18 protein-coding genes are annotated in these 16,105 nt (G+C 70.7%); 13 read left to right on the forward strand and 5 right to left on the reverse strand.

All coding sequences use genetic code 11. The features are described from left to right. Positions 1-19: 19 nt before the first annotated feature. Positions 20-700 carry a response regulator gene (locus tag H7694_RS00795; protein ID WP_193597705.1) on the forward strand — a complete coding sequence of 227 codons (681 nt, stop codon included), beginning with the start codon at positions 20-22 and terminating at the stop codon, positions 698-700. A gap of 174 nt (positions 701-874) precedes the next feature. Next, positions 875-2,293: an MFS transporter gene (locus H7694_RS00800; protein ID WP_413782930.1), complete on the forward strand. Its 1,419-nt coding sequence runs from the start codon at positions 875-877 to the stop codon at positions 2,291-2,293. Between the two features lie 45 nt (positions 2,294-2,338). On the opposite strand, the gene H7694_RS00805 is transcribed toward H7694_RS00800, so the two are convergent. Further along, positions 2,339-2,824 carry a hypothetical protein gene (locus H7694_RS00805; protein WP_193597707.1) on the reverse strand — a complete coding sequence of 162 codons (486 nt, stop codon included), beginning with the start codon at positions 2,822-2,824 and terminating at the stop codon, positions 2,339-2,341. 113 nt (positions 2,825-2,937) lie between these two features. Between H7694_RS00805 and H7694_RS00810 the strand changes: the two genes are divergently transcribed. From H7694_RS00810 to H7694_RS00825, 4 genes are all read left to right on the forward strand, one after another. Beyond that, positions 2,938-3,132, forward strand: a complete 195-nt coding sequence (locus H7694_RS00810) for a helix-turn-helix transcriptional regulator (protein WP_193597708.1) — start codon at positions 2,938-2,940, stop codon at positions 3,130-3,132. Further along, the gene (locus H7694_RS00815; protein ID WP_193597709.1) at positions 3,119-3,556 is read left to right on the forward strand and encodes a hypothetical protein; all 438 of its coding nucleotides are present in this window, start codon (positions 3,119-3,121) and stop codon (positions 3,554-3,556) included. The genes H7694_RS00810 and H7694_RS00815 overlap by 14 nt, the downstream gene beginning before the upstream one ends. 69 nt (positions 3,557-3,625) lie before the next feature. Then, positions 3,626-4,159, forward strand: coding sequence for a GNAT family N-acetyltransferase (locus tag H7694_RS00820; protein WP_193597710.1), 534 nt, complete (start codon positions 3,626-3,628; stop codon positions 4,157-4,159). 141 nt (positions 4,160-4,300) lie between these two features. Beyond that, positions 4,301-6,187 (forward strand): heavy metal translocating P-type ATPase, encoded by a 1,887-nt coding sequence (locus tag H7694_RS00825; RefSeq protein ID WP_193597711.1) that lies wholly within the window; start codon positions 4,301-4,303, stop codon positions 6,185-6,187. A 52-nt stretch (positions 6,188-6,239) separates the two neighbouring features. Here the strand turns inward: H7694_RS00825 and purD are convergent, their stop codons facing one another. Together purD and H7694_RS00835 are read right to left on the reverse strand one after the other, a co-directional pair. After that, positions 6,240-7,520 carry a phosphoribosylamine--glycine ligase gene (gene purD / locus H7694_RS00830; RefSeq protein ID WP_193597712.1) on the reverse strand — a complete coding sequence of 427 codons (1,281 nt, stop codon included), beginning with the start codon at positions 7,518-7,520 and terminating at the stop codon, positions 6,240-6,242. A 163-nt stretch (positions 7,521-7,683) separates the two neighbouring features. Further along, complete coding sequence (locus tag H7694_RS00835) at positions 7,684-8,382, reverse strand: NUDIX hydrolase (RefSeq protein ID WP_193597713.1); 699 nt, start codon at positions 8,380-8,382, stop codon at positions 7,684-7,686. 74 nt (positions 8,383-8,456) lie between these two features. On the opposite strand from H7694_RS00835, the gene H7694_RS00840 reads away from it, so the two are divergent. From H7694_RS00840 to H7694_RS00860, 5 genes are all read left to right on the forward strand, one after another. Next, positions 8,457-8,813 (forward strand): sterol carrier family protein, encoded by a 357-nt coding sequence (locus tag H7694_RS00840; RefSeq protein ID WP_193597714.1) that lies wholly within the window; start codon positions 8,457-8,459, stop codon positions 8,811-8,813. A gap of 148 nt (positions 8,814-8,961) precedes the next feature. Next, complete coding sequence (locus tag H7694_RS00845) at positions 8,962-9,279, forward strand: potassium transporter Trk (protein ID WP_193597715.1); 318 nt, start codon at positions 8,962-8,964, stop codon at positions 9,277-9,279. A 156-nt stretch (positions 9,280-9,435) separates the two neighbouring features. After that, positions 9,436-10,359, forward strand: a complete 924-nt coding sequence (locus tag H7694_RS00850; RefSeq protein WP_193597716.1) for a metal ABC transporter substrate-binding protein — start codon at positions 9,436-9,438, stop codon at positions 10,357-10,359. Then, entirely contained in the window at positions 10,356-11,090 is a 735-nt protein-coding gene (locus tag H7694_RS00855) for a metal ABC transporter ATP-binding protein (protein WP_193597717.1), read from the forward strand. The genes H7694_RS00850 and H7694_RS00855 overlap by 4 nt, the downstream gene beginning before the upstream one ends. After that, positions 11,087-11,947, forward strand: a complete 861-nt coding sequence (locus tag H7694_RS00860) for a metal ABC transporter permease (protein WP_193597718.1) — start codon at positions 11,087-11,089, stop codon at positions 11,945-11,947. Before H7694_RS00855 ends, H7694_RS00860 begins: the two co-directional genes overlap by 4 nt. A 41-nt stretch (positions 11,948-11,988) precedes the next feature. Here the strand turns inward: H7694_RS00860 and H7694_RS00865 are convergent, their stop codons facing one another. Together H7694_RS00865 and H7694_RS00870 are read right to left on the reverse strand one after the other, a co-directional pair. Next, positions 11,989-12,588 (reverse strand): zinc-binding alcohol dehydrogenase, encoded by a 600-nt coding sequence (locus H7694_RS00865; protein ID WP_193597719.1) that lies wholly within the window; start codon positions 12,586-12,588, stop codon positions 11,989-11,991. A gap of 183 nt (positions 12,589-12,771) precedes the next feature. After that, on the reverse strand, positions 12,772-13,080 hold the full coding sequence (locus H7694_RS00870) for a hypothetical protein (protein ID WP_193597720.1): 309 nt from the start codon (positions 13,078-13,080) through the stop codon (positions 12,772-12,774). A gap of 239 nt (positions 13,081-13,319) precedes the next feature. Here H7694_RS00870 and purM point away from each other — a divergent pair, with 239 nt between their 5' ends. Together purM and purF are read left to right on the forward strand one after the other, a co-directional pair. Beyond that, on the forward strand, positions 13,320-14,441 hold the full coding sequence (purM, locus tag H7694_RS00875; RefSeq protein WP_193597721.1) for a phosphoribosylformylglycinamidine cyclo-ligase: 1,122 nt from the start codon (positions 13,320-13,322) through the stop codon (positions 14,439-14,441). A 28-nt stretch (positions 14,442-14,469) separates the two neighbouring features. Then, the gene (gene purF / locus H7694_RS00880; RefSeq protein ID WP_193597722.1) at positions 14,470-15,948 is read left to right on the forward strand and encodes an amidophosphoribosyltransferase; all 1,479 of its coding nucleotides are present in this window, start codon (positions 14,470-14,472) and stop codon (positions 15,946-15,948) included. Positions 15,949-16,105: the final 157 nt, after the last annotated feature.

Consider the following 16,105-nt stretch of genomic DNA (forward strand, 5'->3'; position numbering starts at 1 on the left):
CCGTCGCTAAGCTCGGGGCGTGACTGACACCGCTCCCGAACTCGTGCGCGTGCTCCTGGTCGATGACGAGCCGCTCATCCGGAGCGGACTGCGCGCCGTGCTCGCCTTCGCGCCGGCGGTCGAGGTGCTCGGTGAGGTCGCCGACGGAGCGGCGGCGGTCGAGTTCGTGCGCAGCCACCGCCCCGACGTGGTGCTGATGGACGTGCGGATGCCGGGGATGGCGGGACCGGAGGCGACGGCCGCGATCGTCGCGCAGTCGGATGCGCGCGTGCTGGCGATGACGAGCATCGACTCCGAGGATCAGCTGATGGGGATGCTGTCGGCCGGCGCCAGCGGCTACCTGCTGAAGGACGAGTCTCCCGATCGCATCGTCGAGGCCGTGCTGCGTACGGCTGCCGGCGACACCGTGATCTCCGGTCGCAGCACCGCGCAGCTGGTGCGCCGCGTGGTCGAGGCCGAGGGAGGCGCCGGTCGCCGCGCCGCCGAGCAGCGGGTCTCCGGGCTGTCGGGGCGCGAGCGCGACGTGGCCCAGGGCGTCGCGCGCGGCGAGACCAATCAGGAGATCGGCGTGGCCCTGCACATTTCGGCCGGAACTGTGAAGACGCACCTCGAGCAGGTCTTCGCCAAGCTCGGTGTGCGCAGCCGGGTGCAGGTCGGCGTGATCCTCGAACGGGCAGGGCTGGGCCCGGCTGAGCTCTGACCGAAGAGTTCGGTGCGGCGTCCCGGCCGGATGGGGCGCCGCTGTCGGATGCAGACGGGGCACCCCGATGTCGCACCCGAGGTGTACCGTTGCCGGGTGACTTCGCCGGTGACATCCCCCATCCCGACCCGAAGCCCCTGGCCCGCCCTGTGGGCGCTGGTCATCGGGTTCTTCATGATCCTCGTCGACACGACGATCGTCTCGGTCGCCAACCCGGCCATCAAGGCCGCCCTCGATCCCGACACGAACAACCTCGACAACGTGGTGTGGGTCACCAGCGCCTATCTGCTCGCCTACGCGGTGCCGCTGCTGATCACCGGGCGGCTTGGCGACCGGTTCGGGCCGAAGAACATCTACCTCATCGGGCTCGTCGTCTTCACGGCATCCTCGCTGTGGTGCGGTCTGTCGACCACCCTCGAGGGACTCATCGCCGCCCGGGCGGTGCAGGGCCTGGGCGCGGCGTTCATGACTCCGCAGACGATGGCCGTGATCACCCGAACCTTCCCACCCGAGCGCCGCGGCGCGGCGATGGGACTGTGGGGTGCCACAGCCGGCGTCGCCACGCTCGTCGGGCCGCTGCTGGGCGGCGTGCTCGTCGACGGACTGGGATGGGAATGGATCTTCTTCATCAACGTGCCGGTCGGCATCGTCGGCTTCGTGATGGCCTGGATGCTCGTGCCGCGCCTCGAGACGCACCCGCACCGCTTCGATCTGGTCGGCGTCGTGCTCAGTGCCGTCTCGCTGTTCCTCATCGTCTTCGGTCTGCAGGAGGGCGAGAAGTACGACTGGGGCACCATCGTCGGCCCGATCTCGGTGTGGGGGCTGATCGGCGCCGGGCTCGCGCTGCTGACCGTTTTCGTGCTGCAGCAGTGGAAGACCCGCAGCGAGCCGCTCGTGCCCCTCGGGCTGTTCCGCGACCGCAACTTCTCGGCATCCAACCTCGGCATCGCCGCCGTCGGCTTCACCGTGACCGGGATGTCGCTGCCGTTCATGTTCTACCTGCAGCTCGCACGCGGGCTGACCCCCACCGAGTCGGCGCTGCTGATGATCCCGATGGCGGTGCTGTCCGGCGTGCTGGCGCCGTTCGCCGGTGGTCTGCTCGACCGGGTCGACCCCCGGTTCATCCTCATCCCCGGGCTGTTCTGCGTCGCGGGCGGCGTGCTCTGGAACGCCGCGCTCATGGACACGAGCACCCCGACGTGGATGTTCCTGCTGCCGTCCGCGCTGCTCGGCGTCGGCAACGCGGGCATGTGGGGTCCGCTGGCGACCGAGGCCACCCGCAACCTGCCGCGCCGTCAGGCCGGCGCCGGCGCCGGCATCTACAACACCACCCGCACCATCGGCTCGGTGGTCGGCTCGTCCGCGATCGCCGCGTTCATGCAGGGCCGCCTGGAGGCGAACCTCCCCGGTCTCGAGTCCGCCCCCGCCGGGTTCGGCGAAGGTGGGGCGCTGCCGGATGCTGTCGCCGAGGGGTTCTCCGCCGGCATGGCCCAGGCGATGCTGCTGCCGGCATCCGTCATGGCCGTCGCCCTCGTGGCCGCACTGTTCCTGCGCCGCCACCGGAACGGCGACGGCAACGGCTCCGCGCGCTGACGCGCAAGGCCCGCGCCGTGACGGGCGATCGCCGGAAGAACCGGGTCACCGGAAGAGCGCGATGCCGGCCTGTCCGATCAGCGCGAACACGATCGCCCAGACGATGATCGAGACAACCTGCCAGAAGATGACGAGGTTGCGGTCGGCGCCGAAGGACACCATCATGCCCGAGGTGATCTGGCTCGGCAGCACGGTCTGACCGAGCAGGCTGACGCCGGGGACGCCGAAGCGGTCGAACATGCGCTTGACCTTCTGGCGCCGAGCGGACGGCTCCTCGGGTTCGGCGCCGCCATTGCGACGGGCGAGCACCTTCTGCCGTGCGGTCGCCGCGGCGAACACGAAGGCGAGCATCGAGATCACGTTGCCGATCACCGCGGCGAGCACCGCGATCGGCACCGGCACGCCGGCGACGACGCCGACCAGGGTGCCGAAGTACGACTCGATGAACGGGATCGCTGCGGCGAGCATGACCCCCGCCCACTGCAGCCACAGGGGAAGGGACTGGGTGAAATCGACGAGTGCTTCCTGCATGGTTTCCTCCGGTGCGATGTGTAAAGCGCGTTTGACATGACAAGCATGCTTGACACGTCTGGACGATGTCAAGTCGGCTTTACACGCGTGTCGTGCTCCCGTACGGTTGAGACGTGCGCAGCAGGGTCAAGGAGCTCAGGACCGAGCGCGGGCTCTCGCAGCAGGCCCTCGCCACGGCCGTCGGCGTGTCCCGGCAGACGATCAACGCCATCGAGACCGGCCGCTACGACCCCTCGCTGACACTGGCCGTGCACCTCGCGCGTCACTTCGGATCGACCGTTGAGGAGGTCTTCGATGTCGATGGATGAACCGGTCGACGAGGAGAACGGGGGACGGATGCGGTGGCCGATGTCGCTCGTGAACACGATCCTCGTGGGTGTGTGCGCGGTGGGGGCACTGGTGTGCTTCGTGCTCGGCGCGCAGATCGCCGGCGTCGCGCTGCTGCTCGGCGCGATCGGCGGCGGGGTGGGCGCGATCCTCGCGCGTCGCTCGGGCTCGGGCGACCTCGAGCGGGTCAACGCGCTGGAGTACGCCGACGAGCGCGACCGTGCCGCGGCGGCCAAGGGACTCGCCGTGGTGGGTGTGCTCGCGCTCGTGCTCAGTGCGGTGCAGATCATCGTGCACGCCGCGGTCGACACCGACCCGGTCTCGCGCACGATGGCGATCATCACGTTCTTCGCACTCGTGATCTGCTGGTTCGCCGCGAACTGGTTCTTCGTCCGGCGCGGCTGAGCCCGCGGCATCCGGGTCGGTCGAGCCCGCCGTCCGTGCCGGACGGCGCCGACGTGGTGTGATGGACGGATGACCATCGCCCTCGCCGCACCCTCCGCGGACCTCTTCGACTCCTGGGCCGCCACCGTCGCCGAGTTCGGCGGCGTGCACATCGACGGCGCCGGACTCGAACTGGGCACGGTGCCGGATCGCGAGGCGTGCGGGGCGTTCGTCGCCAAGGCGCAGCTGTACGGCCGCGCCAGCGCTCAGCTGCCGGACGGGCACGTGCCGTGCGACTACTTCTGGATCACCGACGACGGTGAGGTCGTCGGATTCATCGCCTTCCGCCGCGAGCTCAACGACTGGCTGCGCCGCGTCGGCGGGCACATCGGCTACTCGGTTCGCCCCTCGCGGCGCCGGCAGGGCATCGTGCGCGCGGCGCTGAACCTGGTGCTCGAGCGCGCACGAGCCGAGGGCTACGACCGCGTCATGCTCACCTGTGACGACGACAACGAGGGCTCGTACCGCACCATCGAGGGGGCCGGCGGCGTTCTCGAGGACGTCATCGAGGCTCCGGATGCCGGACACCCGCGCCTGCGCCGATACTGGATCGCCCTGTCCTGAGGCTCGCGTTGTCCTGAGACTCGCGCTGTCCTGACCGCGGCCGCCACCACCGACCGCGGCCGCCACCGCTGACCGCGGAACCCGGGCTTTGACGCGGCGCAGATCAGAGCGGACGCCGCCGGCATCGGGCACAGTGGAGCCATGAGGCTTCTGCGTCCGGCGCGGCGGTATCCGATCCTCAGCTTCGGGCTGGTCGCGACGATCGCCGTGATCGTGCTGTGGCTGCTGGGGGCATCCGAGGCCGTGCGCTGGATCTCGTACGTCGTCGTCGGCGCGGTGATCGTCTGGACCGCCTGGGGGATGCTGCGCGACATGTTGCGTGGCCACTTCGGGCTCGACGTGCTGGCACTGGTCGCCATGATCGCCACCCTCGCCGTCGGCGAGTACGTCGCGGCGCTGGTGATCGTGCTTATGCTCTCCGGGGGCGAGGCGCTCGAGGACTACGCCCAGCGTCGCGCCGCCCGCGACCTCACCGCACTGCTGAGTCGCTCGCCGCAGATCGCGCACGTGATCGACGACGGCGAGCGCAGCGAACCGCGCGATCTGCCCGTCGACGAGGTCGAGCCTGGGATGACCCTGCTGGTGCGGCCCGCCGAGATCGTGCCGGTCGACGGCATCCTGATCACCGCCGAGGCGAGCTTCGACGAGTCGTCGCTGACGGGCGAGAGCATCCCGGTCACCCGTGCCGCCGGCGACGAGGTGCTCTCCGGTGCCGTCAACGGATCGGCCGCGGTGCGGATCACCGCATTGCGACGCAGCGCCGACAGCCAGTACCAGCAGATCATCGCGCTGGTGCACGAGGCGCAGCGCTCCAAGGCGCCGGTCGTGCGGCTGGCCGACCGCTTCGCCATCCCCTTCACGATCGTCTCGCTGCTGATCGCCGGCGTCGCCTGGGCGCTCGCGGGCGACCCGCTCCGGTTCGCGCAGGTGCTCGTGCTCGCCACGCCCTGCCCGCTGCTGATCGCCGCCCCGGTCGCGTTCCTCGGCGGGCTCTCGCGCACCGCCAAGGAGGGCGTGATCGTCAAGGGCGGCGCCGTGCTCGAGCAGCTCGCGCGGGTGCGCTCGGTCGCCTTCGACAAGACCGGAACCCTCACCGAGGGCAGGCCCGAACTGGTCGAGGTGCGCGCCGCGGAGGGAGCGGATGCCGATGAGCTGCTGCAGCTCGCGGCATCCGCCGAGCAGTACTCCAGCCACGTTCTCGCCGAGGGGGTGCGTCGGGCCGCCGCCGCCCGGGGGCTGCACCTGCTCGCCGCCTCGCACGCGGAGGAGGTCGCCACCAACGGGGTCACCGCCGTCATCGGTGGGCGCACCGTCGCGGTCGGCAAGCCGGCGTTCATCGCCGAACTCGCCCCGGATGCCGTGCGCACCCCGCTCGCGGCGGGCCAACTTGCCGCCTACGTCGCGGTGGATGGCCGCTACGCCGGAGCACTCGTGCTCGCCGACGCCGCACGGCCCGAGGCGGCGGAGACCATCCGCGGCCTGCGCGCGCACGGGGTCGAGCGGATCGCGATCCTCACCGGAGACGCGGATGCCACGGCGGCCTCGATCGCCGGCCGGCTCGAGGTGGCCGAGGTGCACGCCGAGCTGCTGCCCGCGCAGAAGGTCGCCCTCGCCGCCGAGATGTCGCCGCGACCGCTGCTCATGGTCGGCGACGGAGTGAACGACGCACCGGTGCTGGCGGCGGCCGACGTGGGCGTCGCGATGGGTGCGCGCGGGTCGACGGCGGCGGGAGAGGCGGCGGATGCCGTGGTGCTCAAGGACTCGCTGCGGCCCGTGCTCGGCGCCGTCGAGATCGGCCGGCACACGCTGCGCGTGGCCTACACGTCGATCTGGATCGGCATCGTGCTGAGCGTGGGGCTCATGCTCGTCGCGACCACCGGCGTCATCCCGGCCGTCGCGGGCGCCTTCACACAGGAACTCGTCGACCTGGCGACGATCCTGTACGCGCTGCGCGCGCTGACCGGCCCGCGCCGGCGTGCGGAGATCGCGGCATCCGGGTCATCCGGGGCGGAGCGGATCGCGGCCTGACGAGTGCCCGGCGGGCGCCGGGCAGGCCCCGTTCGCTTCGACGCGCTGTGCGCTACTGCTGCGCGACGCGCGCCGCGATGTCGTGGCGGTAGTGCGCGCCGTCCAGCGAGATCCGCCCGATGGCGTCGTACGCCCGGCTGCGGGCATCCGCGAAGTCCGACCCGGTCGCGACGACGTTCAGCACGCGTCCGCCGGTCGCGATCAGCGAGCCGCCGGGAGCATCCGGGCCGGCGGTCGCGGCGTGCACGATGGTGACGCCCTCGACGGATGCCGCCTCGGCGAGGCCCTCGATCATCCGGCCGGTCTGCGGTGCCTCGGGGTAGCCCTCGCTGGCGAGCACGACGGTGATCGCCACCTCGTCCGAGAACTCGGGCTGCGGCTCGTCCTCGAGGTGACCGGATGCCGCCGACAGCAGCAGCCGCGACAGCGGCGTGCGCAGCCGCGGCAGCACGACCTGGGTCTCGGGGTCGCCGAAGCGGGCGTTGAACTCGATCACCCGCACGCCGGCCGGGGTCAGGATGAGGCCCGCGTACAGCAGGCCGATGAACGGCGTGCCCTCGGCGTCGAGCTGACGGATCACCGGCATCGCGACCGTCTCGGTCACCTCGGCGACGAAGTCCTCGACGCTGCCGAAGTCCTCGGAGAGCCAGGGGAGCGGGGAGTACGCGCCCATGCCGCCCGTGTTCGGTCCGCCGTCGCCGTCGAGGGCGCGCTTGAAGTCCTGTGCGGGGCTGAGCGGGCGCACCGTGTCGCCGTCGCTGAGGAAGAACAGCGACACCTCCGGGCCGGTGAGGAACTCCTCCACCAGCACGGGGCCCGCGGGCAGGTAGTGCTCGGCGTGGGCGAGCGCCTCGGCGCGGTCGGTGGTGACGATCACGCCCTTGCCGGCCGCGAGTCCGTCGGCCTTCACGACGTGGGGTGCACCGAAGTCGTCGAACGCGGCCTCCACCTCGGCGGCCGTGGCGGCGCGCACCGCGCGTCCTGTGGGCACGCCCGCGGCATCCATGATCCGCTTCGCGAACGCCTTCGAGCCCTCCAGCTGCGCGGCGGCCTTGCCGGGGCCGAAGACCGGGATGCCGCGCTCGCGCAGAGCATCCGCGACGCCGGCGACCAGGGGCGCCTCGGGACCGATCACGACGAGGTCGACGGCGTGCTCGTTGGCGAAGGCGGCGACTGCGGCGCCGTCGAGCGGGTCGACGTCGACGAGCGTCGCATCCTGCGCGATCCCGGCATTGCCGGGGGCGGCGAAGATCTCATGCGGGGTCTTCTCCGACCGCAGGGAGAGGATGATCGCGTGCTCGCGCGCGCCGGAGCCGAGGACCAGGATCTTCATCCCGCCAGCCTACCGGCGCCCCCGCTTCCCGTGACCTCCCCATCCGCCCCATGACACCAGGCCACCCGCCCCTCGCTCCCGTATGAGTTTGTGCCGCCTGTTCGCCGATCAGGCGGCACAAACTCATACCGGAAGGAGTAGCGGTCTGCGGGTTCTGTGGCGGTCAGAGGGGGACGGGGCGCTCGATCGTGGTGTCCCAGGGCACCGACCAGCCGGCGGCATCGAAGAGCGCGTCGAGGATGCCGGCGGTGAATCCCCAGACGAGGGTGCCGTCGATGTCGAACGCGGGGCCGCGGTAGGTGCGGCCGTCTCGCCGGACCGTCGACGTGTGCCGGTTCGCCGGATCGAGCAGCTGCGCCACCGGCACGCGGAACACCTCGACCGTCTCGGCATGATCCACCGCCGCCACGCGCGACGGGCTGCGCCACCAGCCCAGCACCGGCGTCACGAGGAAGTTGCTCACCGCGAGCGGGATCTCGGGCAGCGTGCTCAGCACCTCGACGCCGTCGGGGTCGAGGCCGGTCTCCTCCTGCGCCTCGCGCAGCGCGGTGGCGACGGCGTCGGCATCCGTCGCATCCCTCCCGCCACCGGGGAACGAGACCTGACCCGGATGCGATGAGAGCGTCGCAGCCCGGCGCTGCAGCAGCACATCGAGGTCGGCGGCGACGGTGCGCTCGTCGGAACGGGCCGGGATGCTGTCGAGACGCCCGAACAGGATCAGGACGGATGCCGGAGTCGGGTCGTCCACCGTCATCGGGAACGGCGGCACCCAGCGGCCGGCCCGGCCGGCGGCATCCAGCAGCTCGGCCCGCGCGCCACGCAGCGTGCCGTCTTCGATGCTGTTCCCGACTGTGTCCGTCATCCCTGTCGAGCCTATGCCCGCCGCGCCGACTCTTGCCTCCTCCCGAAGAATCCTGCCCGGCGTAGCCTGGTCGCATGCCCGCTCGGAAGATCGACATCGCCGACGGACGCGCCGCGCTCGCCGCCGTCGCCGCAGGCGACGCACCCCGGCCCGCCCTCGCGACGGCCGTGCGGTACCTGCTGCAGCTGCTCGACGAGAAGGCGCCGGGCAACAGCGTCGAGGTGCGCGTGCCGCCGTTCGGCGCGGTGCAGGTCGTTCAGGGCCCGCGCCACACGCGCGGGACGCCGCCGAACGTCATCGAGACGGATGCCGCGACCTGGATCGCCCTCGCCACGGGCGAACTGACGTGGGCGGATGCCGTGGCAGCTGGCCGCGTCCTGGCATCCGGCACCCGCGCCGACCTCGCCGACCTCCTCCCCCTGCGCCCCTGACGCCCGCGCGCTCCCGCGCGCCGTCGTATTCCCGCCGCCCCATCCGTCTATATGTCACAAAGTGCCGCTATTCGCAGGGAATAGCGGCACTTTGTGACATATGGACGGGAGTGGGTACGGGCGCTGCGGGGCGTGGGAGAATGGAGGCATGTCCCGCAGAACGACGAACCAGACGGTCGAGGCGACGGTCCGACCCGTCCCGCGCTACGGCGTGTTCATGGGGCTCGGCGTCGTGCTCGGCGTCATCGCGGCGGGCATCCTCACCGCGGTCGGCAGCTACGACAAGTCCGCCGTGCTCGACGTCGTCTACCCGCCCGGGCAGGTCTTCGGCTTCGCACTGCTGTGGACCGTGCCGATCGGCATCGCTCTCGGCGGCGCGGTCGCGCTGATCCTCGAGCGCGTCGCCCGCAAGCACGCCCGCGTCGTGCGCGTCGAGCACGAGCACGTGACCGACGACCCCGCCTGAGCCGCGAACGTCTGAGCCGCGAACGCCTGACGCGCAGAGAACTTCTTCGACCCCGCTGGATTCCAGCGGGGTCGTCGCATTCGTGCACCCCGAAAGCGGCACGACGACCACGTCAAGGGTTTGATTTTTAGGTGCACCGAAAAATAGCATGTGAGCATGCTCAGTCGCCGATCGATTCGCGCCGGTTCCGTGGCCGCAGTGCTGCTCGCCGCGGGCCTGACGGGCTGCGCATCCCCGGCCGTCGAGCCCGCCGATGACCGGCCTCTGGTCCTGACGACCTTCACGGTGCTCGCCGACATCGCCCGCAACGTCGCCGGCGACCACCTCGCCGTCGAGTCGATCACGAAGGTCGGCGCCGAGATCCACGGCTACGAGCCCACCCCCAAGGACATCGCCCTCGCCTCGGATGCCGTGCTGATCCTCGACAACGGGCTGAATCTCGAGCTGTGGTTCGAGCGCTTCGTCTCCTCCGTCGACGCGCCGCACGTGGTCGTCTCCGACGGCATCGAGCCCCTCGACATCACCGAGGACGCCTATGCGGGCAAGCCGAACCCGCACGCCTGGATGAGCCCGCTCAATGTGCAGATCTACGTCGACAACATCGTGGATGCCTTCAGCGACCTCGCACCCGAGCACGCCGCCGACTTCGAGAGCAGCGGCGAGGCGTACAAGGCCGAGCTGCAGGCCGTGCAGGACGACCTGGTCGACGCCCTCTCGGCTCTTCCCGAGAACGAGCGGGCGCTCGTGACCTGTGAGGGCGCGTTCTCCTACCTCGCCCGCGATGCCGGACTGACCGAGGCGTACATCTGGCCCGTGAACGCAGAGCAGCAGGCGACCCCCAAGCAGATCGCCGCCGTGATCGACCTGGTCGAAGACGACGGCATCCCGGCGGTGTTCTGCGAGTCCACCGTCTCCGACCGGCCCATGCAGCAGGTCGTCCAGGCGACGGGCGCCGCGTTCGGCGGCATCCTGTACGTCGATTCCCTCTCCGAGCCCGATGGGCCGGTGCCCACCTATCTCGACCTCATCCGGCACGACGCCGACCTCATCGTCGCGGGACTGACGGGCTCCGGATCATGATCAGCGTCGAGGACGTCTCGGTCCGTTACGGCGAGGTCGTCGCCCTCGACCGGGTGTCGCTGACCGTCGAGCGGGGCAGGGTCACGGGCCTGATCGGCATGAACGGATCGGGCAAGTCCACGCTGTTCAAGACGATCACGGGCATGGTGCGCCCGACGGGCGGCACCGTGCGGCTGGATGGCGGCACGCCTGCGGTCGCGCGCCGGCGCGGTCTGCTCGGCTACGTTCCGCAGAGCGAGGATGTCGACTGGACGTTCCCGGTCTCGGTCCGCGACGTCGTCATGATGGGACGCTACGGCGGACTCGGGCCGACCCGCCGTCCGCGGGCTGCCGACCGGACGGCGGTCGACGAGGCGCTCGAGCGCGTGGAGCTCACGCACCTCGCCGACCGTCAGATCGGCGCCCTCTCGGGCGGTCAGCGCAAGCGTGCCTTCGTCGCGCGCGGGATCGCCCAGGGGTCGGAGATCCTGCTGCTGGACGAGCCGTTCGCCGGGGTCGACAAGAAGTCCGAGGCGACGATCGTGCGGCTGCTGCGCGAGCTCGCCGCCGACGGCCGCACCGTGCTGGTCTCCACCCACGACCTGGCAGCGCTGCCCGCGCTGGCCGACGAGGCGGTGCTGCTGCTGCACCGGGTCGTCTTCCACGGCGGCGTCGCGGATGCCCTGCGCCCGGAGAACCTCGCGCGGGCCTTCGGCCTCGACGTGCTCGGCGGGGAGGGGGATGCCGCATGAGCATCATCGACCTGCTCTGGGAACCCCTGCAGTACGAATTCATGGTGCGCGCCCTCGTCACCACCGTCATCGCCGCGATCGTGTGCGCAGTGCTGTCGTGCTGGCTGGTGCTGGTGGGATGGTCGCTGATGGGGGATGCCGTCTCGCACGCCGTGCTGCCCGGAGTGGTGCTGGCCTACATCGTCGGCGCCCCGTTCGCACTCGGAGCACTCGTCTTCGGGTTCCTCGCGGTCGCGCTGATCGGCCTGATCCGGGGCACGAGCCGGGTGAAGGAGGATGCCGCGATCGGCATCGTGTTCACCACCCTCTTCGCGCTCGGGCTGGTGCTCGTCTCAGTCACGCCGAGTCAGACCGACCTGAACCACATCGTCTTCGGCAACATCCTGGGGGTGTCGAACTCCGACCTCATCCAGGTCGCGATCCTCGCGGTGATCGCCTTCGCGGTGCTCGTGTTCAAGCGACGCGATCTGACCCTGTACGCCTTCGACCCCACCCACGCCTTCGCGATCGGCCTGTCGCCGAAGCTGCTGGGCGCGCTGCTGCTGGGCGTGCTCGCGCTGACTGCGGTCGTCGCCCTGCAGGTGGTCGGCGTGATCCTCGTGGTCGCGATGCTGATCATTCCCGGCGCGACCGCGTACCTGCTCACGGATCGGTTCGGCCGGATGCTGATCATCGCCCCGGTCATGTCGGTGACCTCGTCGGTGATGGGCATCTATCTGAGTTACTGGATCAACGCGTCCTCGGGCGGACTCGTGGTCGTCGTGCAGGGCGTCGTCTTCGCGCTCGTCTACCTGCTCAGCCCCCGGCACGGGGTACTGCTGCGCCGGCTGCGGCGCCCGCAGGCGCGAGCGCGCTGACGCACAGGGCACAGCGGCGTCGGCCCTCGGCATCCGCCCCGCTATGCGAGCTCGGCGATCACCGGACGCATGGCGGCGTCGAACGCCACCACGTCGCGACGCAGGCCGTCGGTGACGGCCACCGTCAGCGAGCCGATCCACCAGATGCCGCGCTGGCTGAACGGCAGCACCTGCACGTTCAGCTCGAAGGAGTGCGCGCGTCGCCCGATCTCGCGCTCGAACTCGGCGATCGCGCTCGCGTAGGCGCGGTACGCGCCGCCCGACGAGCTCACCGAGTCGACGTAGCGGTTGTGGGCATCCTGCGCGTAGCGCAGCGCGGCGGTGGCGTGCGGCACGATCGCGTCGCGCAGGTCCTCGGCACCGGTCGACGGCAGCGCGACGAGTGTGTCGAAGCCGTCGACCAGCTCGAGCGGCACCTCGGAGCGGTGCGCGCGCGGCTCGACGGTCATGTCCCAGTACTCGCGCCACTGGCTCTCCAGGGCGTCGTCGGCATCCGCGGCATCCGGGGCGCGCACCTCGAGACCGCGCAGGGTCGGCAGATCCTCAGGGGCCCGGATGCCGAGCAGCTGACGCAGCGCGAGCGCGACGAGCACCGAGGTGCCGGCGTCTTCGCGGATCAACCACTGCGGCTTGTCGACCATGGCCCCATCGTAGGGTCCTCCCCGGAGGGATGGAACGTTCCGCCCCGCCGGTTCTGCGCCGTTGGCGGGTCCCGAACGGCTGGCTCGCGCGAGGGGAGGCAGCACTTCGGGACCCGCGAGTCGACGACGGATGCCGGAACCCGGCGGGATGCCGGAACCCGGCGGGATGCGGTGGCGCGGCGCTCAGCGCCGGCGGGCGAGGATGCGGCGACGCAGCCGCTCGCGGCTGCGGGACGGCGGGCGGGTGGCGTCGACCAGCGCCTGCCGGGCGGCGGCGAGGGTCGGGTAGGCGCCGATCCGGCGGCTGTGGCTGTCGTGCACGACATGCGTGTTGCGCTCGACGGCGACGAAGCCGGCGAACTCGCCGTCGCTCGTAGCGACGAACACGTCGTGGTCGGCCTGACGCCACGCGAGCCGCGCGGTCGGATCGGTCGGGGTAGGTGTCTGCTGTTCGGGCGCGCCGGAGCGCGCAGAGGTTTCGGTACTGCTCATGATTCTTGATTCGTCTTCGGGCGGCACGCTGCCGCCTCGTCTCGGCCGGGACGGGGGATCCGCGTCTGTGCGGACCCGGCCTTGCTGGCCCTGGCCGGGGTGTGCGCTGCGCCGGTGAGATGCGGCGGGCTCGCGCAACCATTCATCATAGCAGAGGTTCGGCAACGGCATCCTTCGCAGCGGCATCCGACCCCGCAACGGCGGACTTCGACACGCCCGCGGGCCGGTAGGCTGTACGGGTGGCAGCCTCTCCCACCAATCCCTATGCCCAGGCCGGTGTCGACACCGCCGCCGGCGATCTCGCAGTCGAACTCATGAAGGCCTCGGTGCGGGCGACGCACGGGCCCGAAGTGCTCGGCGGAGTCGGCGGATTCGCCGGCATGTTCGATGCCAGTGCCCTGCTCGGCTACCGGCGCCCGCTGCTGGCCAGCAGCACCGATGGCGTCGGCACGAAGGTCGCCATCGCGCAGGCCATCGACAAGCACGACACGATCGGGCAGGACCTGGTCGGAATGGTCGTCGACGACATCGTCGTGGTGGGGGCGAAGCCCCTGTTCATGACCGACTACATCGCGTGCGGCAAGGTCGTGCCCGAGCGCATCGCCGACATCGTCCGCGGCATCGCCGAGGCGTGCGCCGCCACCGGCACCGCGCTGGTCGGCGGCGAGACCGCCGAGCATCCGGGTCTGCTGGGGCCGCGCGACTACGACGTCGCCGGGGCGGCGACCGGTGTCGTCGAGGCGGATGCCGTGCTCGGCGCCGACCGCGTGCAGGACGGCGATGTCGTGATCGCGCTGGCCTCGAGCGGCCTGCACTCCAACGGCTACTCGCTGGTGCGCCACATCGTCGCGAACGCCGGCATCGGCTACGGCGACAACGCCGCCGACTTCGGCACCACCTGGGGTGAGACGCTGCTCGAGCCCACCCGCCTCTACACGGCCCCGCTGCTGAAGCTCATCGACACGCTTCCCGCCGACGCGGTCCACTCCCTCAGCCACGTCACCGGCGGCGGCATCGCCGCCAACCTCGCCCGCGTGCTGCCACAGGGCAGCTGGGCCGAGGTCGACCGCTCGACCTGGTCGCCCAGCCCGGTCTTCCGCGTGCTCGCCGACATCTCCGGCACGCCGCTGGTCGACACCGAGGGCACCTGGAACCTCGGAATCGGGTTCCTCGCCGTGGTCGCGGAAGAGCAGAAGGATGCCGCGATCGCGGCCATCGAGGCGCAGGGCATCCCGGCATGGCAGGTGGCGACGGTGCGCACTGGCGCCCGCCCGGCCGGTGAGTTCGAAGAGGGCGCCAAGGGCGTCGATGGCGGAGCCGTGCGCCTGGTCGGCTCCTATGCGGACAGCGCTCGCGGCTGACTGAACGAATGGACGTGAAGTAACACCCATGTGCGGCATCGTCGGAATGGTCGGCAGCGGCCCCGTCAACCAGGACATCTACGACGCGCTCCTGCTTCTGCAGCATCGCGGGCAGGATGCCACAGGCATCGCCACCGCTGAGCCCAACGGCGTCATGCACCTGGCCAAGGCCGAGGGCATGGTGCGCGAGGCGTTCCGCACCCGCGACATGCGCTCGCTGCTGGGCAACATCGGTCTCGGGCACGTGCGGTACGCCACCAAGGGCACCGCGTCCAGCGAAGAGGAGATGCAGCCGTTCTACGTGAACGCGCCGTACGGCATCATCCTCGTGCACAACGGCAACCTCACGAACACGCGCGAGCTGACCGCCGACATGGCGCGTCGCGACCGGCGGCACCTGAACTCGTCGAGCGACACCGAGCTGCTGCTGAACGTGCTCGCGCACGAGCTGCAGACGACCACCTCCACCGTCGACCTCGACCCCGAGCGGATCTTCGAGGCGGTCGCCCGCACCCACCGCCGCATCGAGGGCGCCTACGCGGTGATCGCCATCCTCTCCGGCTACGGACTGCTCGCATTCCGCGACCGCTTCGGCATCCGTCCGCTCATCCTCGGCCGCCGCAAGGCGTCGTCCGAGAAGGGGGCCCTGTCGAACGGCGACGAGTGGGTGGTCGCGAGCGAGTCGCTCGTGCTCGAGAACGCCGACTACGAAGTCGTGCGCGAGGTCGAGCCCGGCGAGGCCGTGTTCATCTCGAACGACGGCGAGCTGTTCACGCGGCAGTGCTCCGACGACACGCAGCTCACGCCGTGCGCGTTCGAGTACGTGTACCTGGCCCGGCCCGACTCGGTGATGAACGGCGTCTCGGTGTACGAGTCGCGCCTGCGCATGGGTGAGCGGCTGGCCGACACGATCGCCAAGCATGTGCCGCTCGACGAGATCGACGTGGTCATGCCCATCCCCGACTCGTCGCGCCCCTCGGCCATGGAGGTCGCGCGCAAGCTCGGCAAGGAGTACCGCGAGGGCTTCTACAAGAACCGCTACGTCGGGCGGACGTTCATCATGCCCGGCCAGGCGGTGCGCAAGAAGAGCGTGCGGCAGAAGCTGAACGCGATGTCGACGGAGTTCCGCGGCAAGAACGTGCTGCTGATCGACGACTCGATCGTGCGGGGCACGACGAGCAAGCAGATCATCCAGATGGCACGGGATGCCGGGGCGAAGTCGGTCATCTTCGCCTCCGCGGCCCCGCCTGTGCGGCATCCGCACGTGTACGGCATCAACATGCCGTCGCGGGCCGAGCTGGTCGCCCACGGCCGCACGATCCCCGAGATCGCCGAGGAGCTGGGCTGCGACCACATCGTCTACCAGGAGGTCGAAGACCTCAAGGCGGCGATCATCGAGGGCTCGGACCTCACGGATCTCGACATGAGCTGCTTCGACGGCCGGTATGTGACGGGGACGGTCACCGACGAGTATCTGACCTGGGTCGAGAAGTCCCAGACGTCATGACCGCCCGGGGCGGCTGGGTGCTTCGAGAGCCTCAGCAGCCCACCCCTGTCGCCCATCCTGGGTCCCGGAGTCCATCTGGGTCCCTGAGGCTCTCGAAGGGCCCCAGCCAGTCATCTGGGTCCCTGAGGCTCTCGAAGGGCCCCAGCCAGTCACCTGG

The sequence above is a fragment of the Microbacterium sp. YJN-G genome, assembly GCF_015040615.1.
GTDB lineage: Bacteria > Actinomycetota > Actinomycetes > Actinomycetales > Microbacteriaceae > Microbacterium.

Coding starts and splice junctions, on each gene's coding strand:
- H7694_RS00815 (WP_193597709.1), top strand. CDS start 3,119: ATGTCGATGGATGAACCGGTCGACGAGGAGAACGGGGGACGGATGCGG.
- purD (WP_193597712.1), bottom strand. CDS start 7,520: ATGAAGATCCTGGTCCTCGGCTCCGGCGCGCGCGAGCACGCGATCATC.
- H7694_RS00845 (WP_193597715.1), top strand. CDS start 8,962: ATGTCCCGCAGAACGACGAACCAGACGGTCGAGGCGACGGTCCGACCC.
- H7694_RS00820 (WP_193597710.1), top strand. CDS start 3,626: ATGACCATCGCCCTCGCCGCACCCTCCGCGGACCTCTTCGACTCCTGG.
- H7694_RS00870 (WP_193597720.1), bottom strand. CDS start 13,080: ATGAGCAGTACCGAAACCTCTGCGCGCTCCGGCGCGCCCGAACAGCAG.
- H7694_RS00860 (WP_193597718.1), top strand. CDS start 11,087: ATGAGCATCATCGACCTGCTCTGGGAACCCCTGCAGTACGAATTCATG.
- H7694_RS00805 (WP_193597707.1), bottom strand. CDS start 2,824: ATGCAGGAAGCACTCGTCGATTTCACCCAGTCCCTTCCCCTGTGGCTG.
- H7694_RS00850 (WP_193597716.1), top strand. CDS start 9,436: ATGCTCAGTCGCCGATCGATTCGCGCCGGTTCCGTGGCCGCAGTGCTG.
- H7694_RS00800 (WP_413782930.1), top strand. CDS start 875: ATGATCCTCGTCGACACGACGATCGTCTCGGTCGCCAACCCGGCCATC.
- H7694_RS00865 (WP_193597719.1), bottom strand. CDS start 12,588: ATGGTCGACAAGCCGCAGTGGTTGATCCGCGAAGACGCCGGCACCTCG.
- H7694_RS00825 (WP_193597711.1), top strand. CDS start 4,301: ATGAGGCTTCTGCGTCCGGCGCGGCGGTATCCGATCCTCAGCTTCGGG.
- H7694_RS00840 (WP_193597714.1), top strand. CDS start 8,457: ATGCCCGCTCGGAAGATCGACATCGCCGACGGACGCGCCGCGCTCGCC.
- H7694_RS00855 (WP_193597717.1), top strand. CDS start 10,356: ATGATCAGCGTCGAGGACGTCTCGGTCCGTTACGGCGAGGTCGTCGCC.
- purF (WP_193597722.1), top strand. CDS start 14,470: ATGTGCGGCATCGTCGGAATGGTCGGCAGCGGCCCCGTCAACCAGGAC.
- H7694_RS00835 (WP_193597713.1), bottom strand. CDS start 8,382: ATGACGGACACAGTCGGGAACAGCATCGAAGACGGCACGCTGCGTGGC.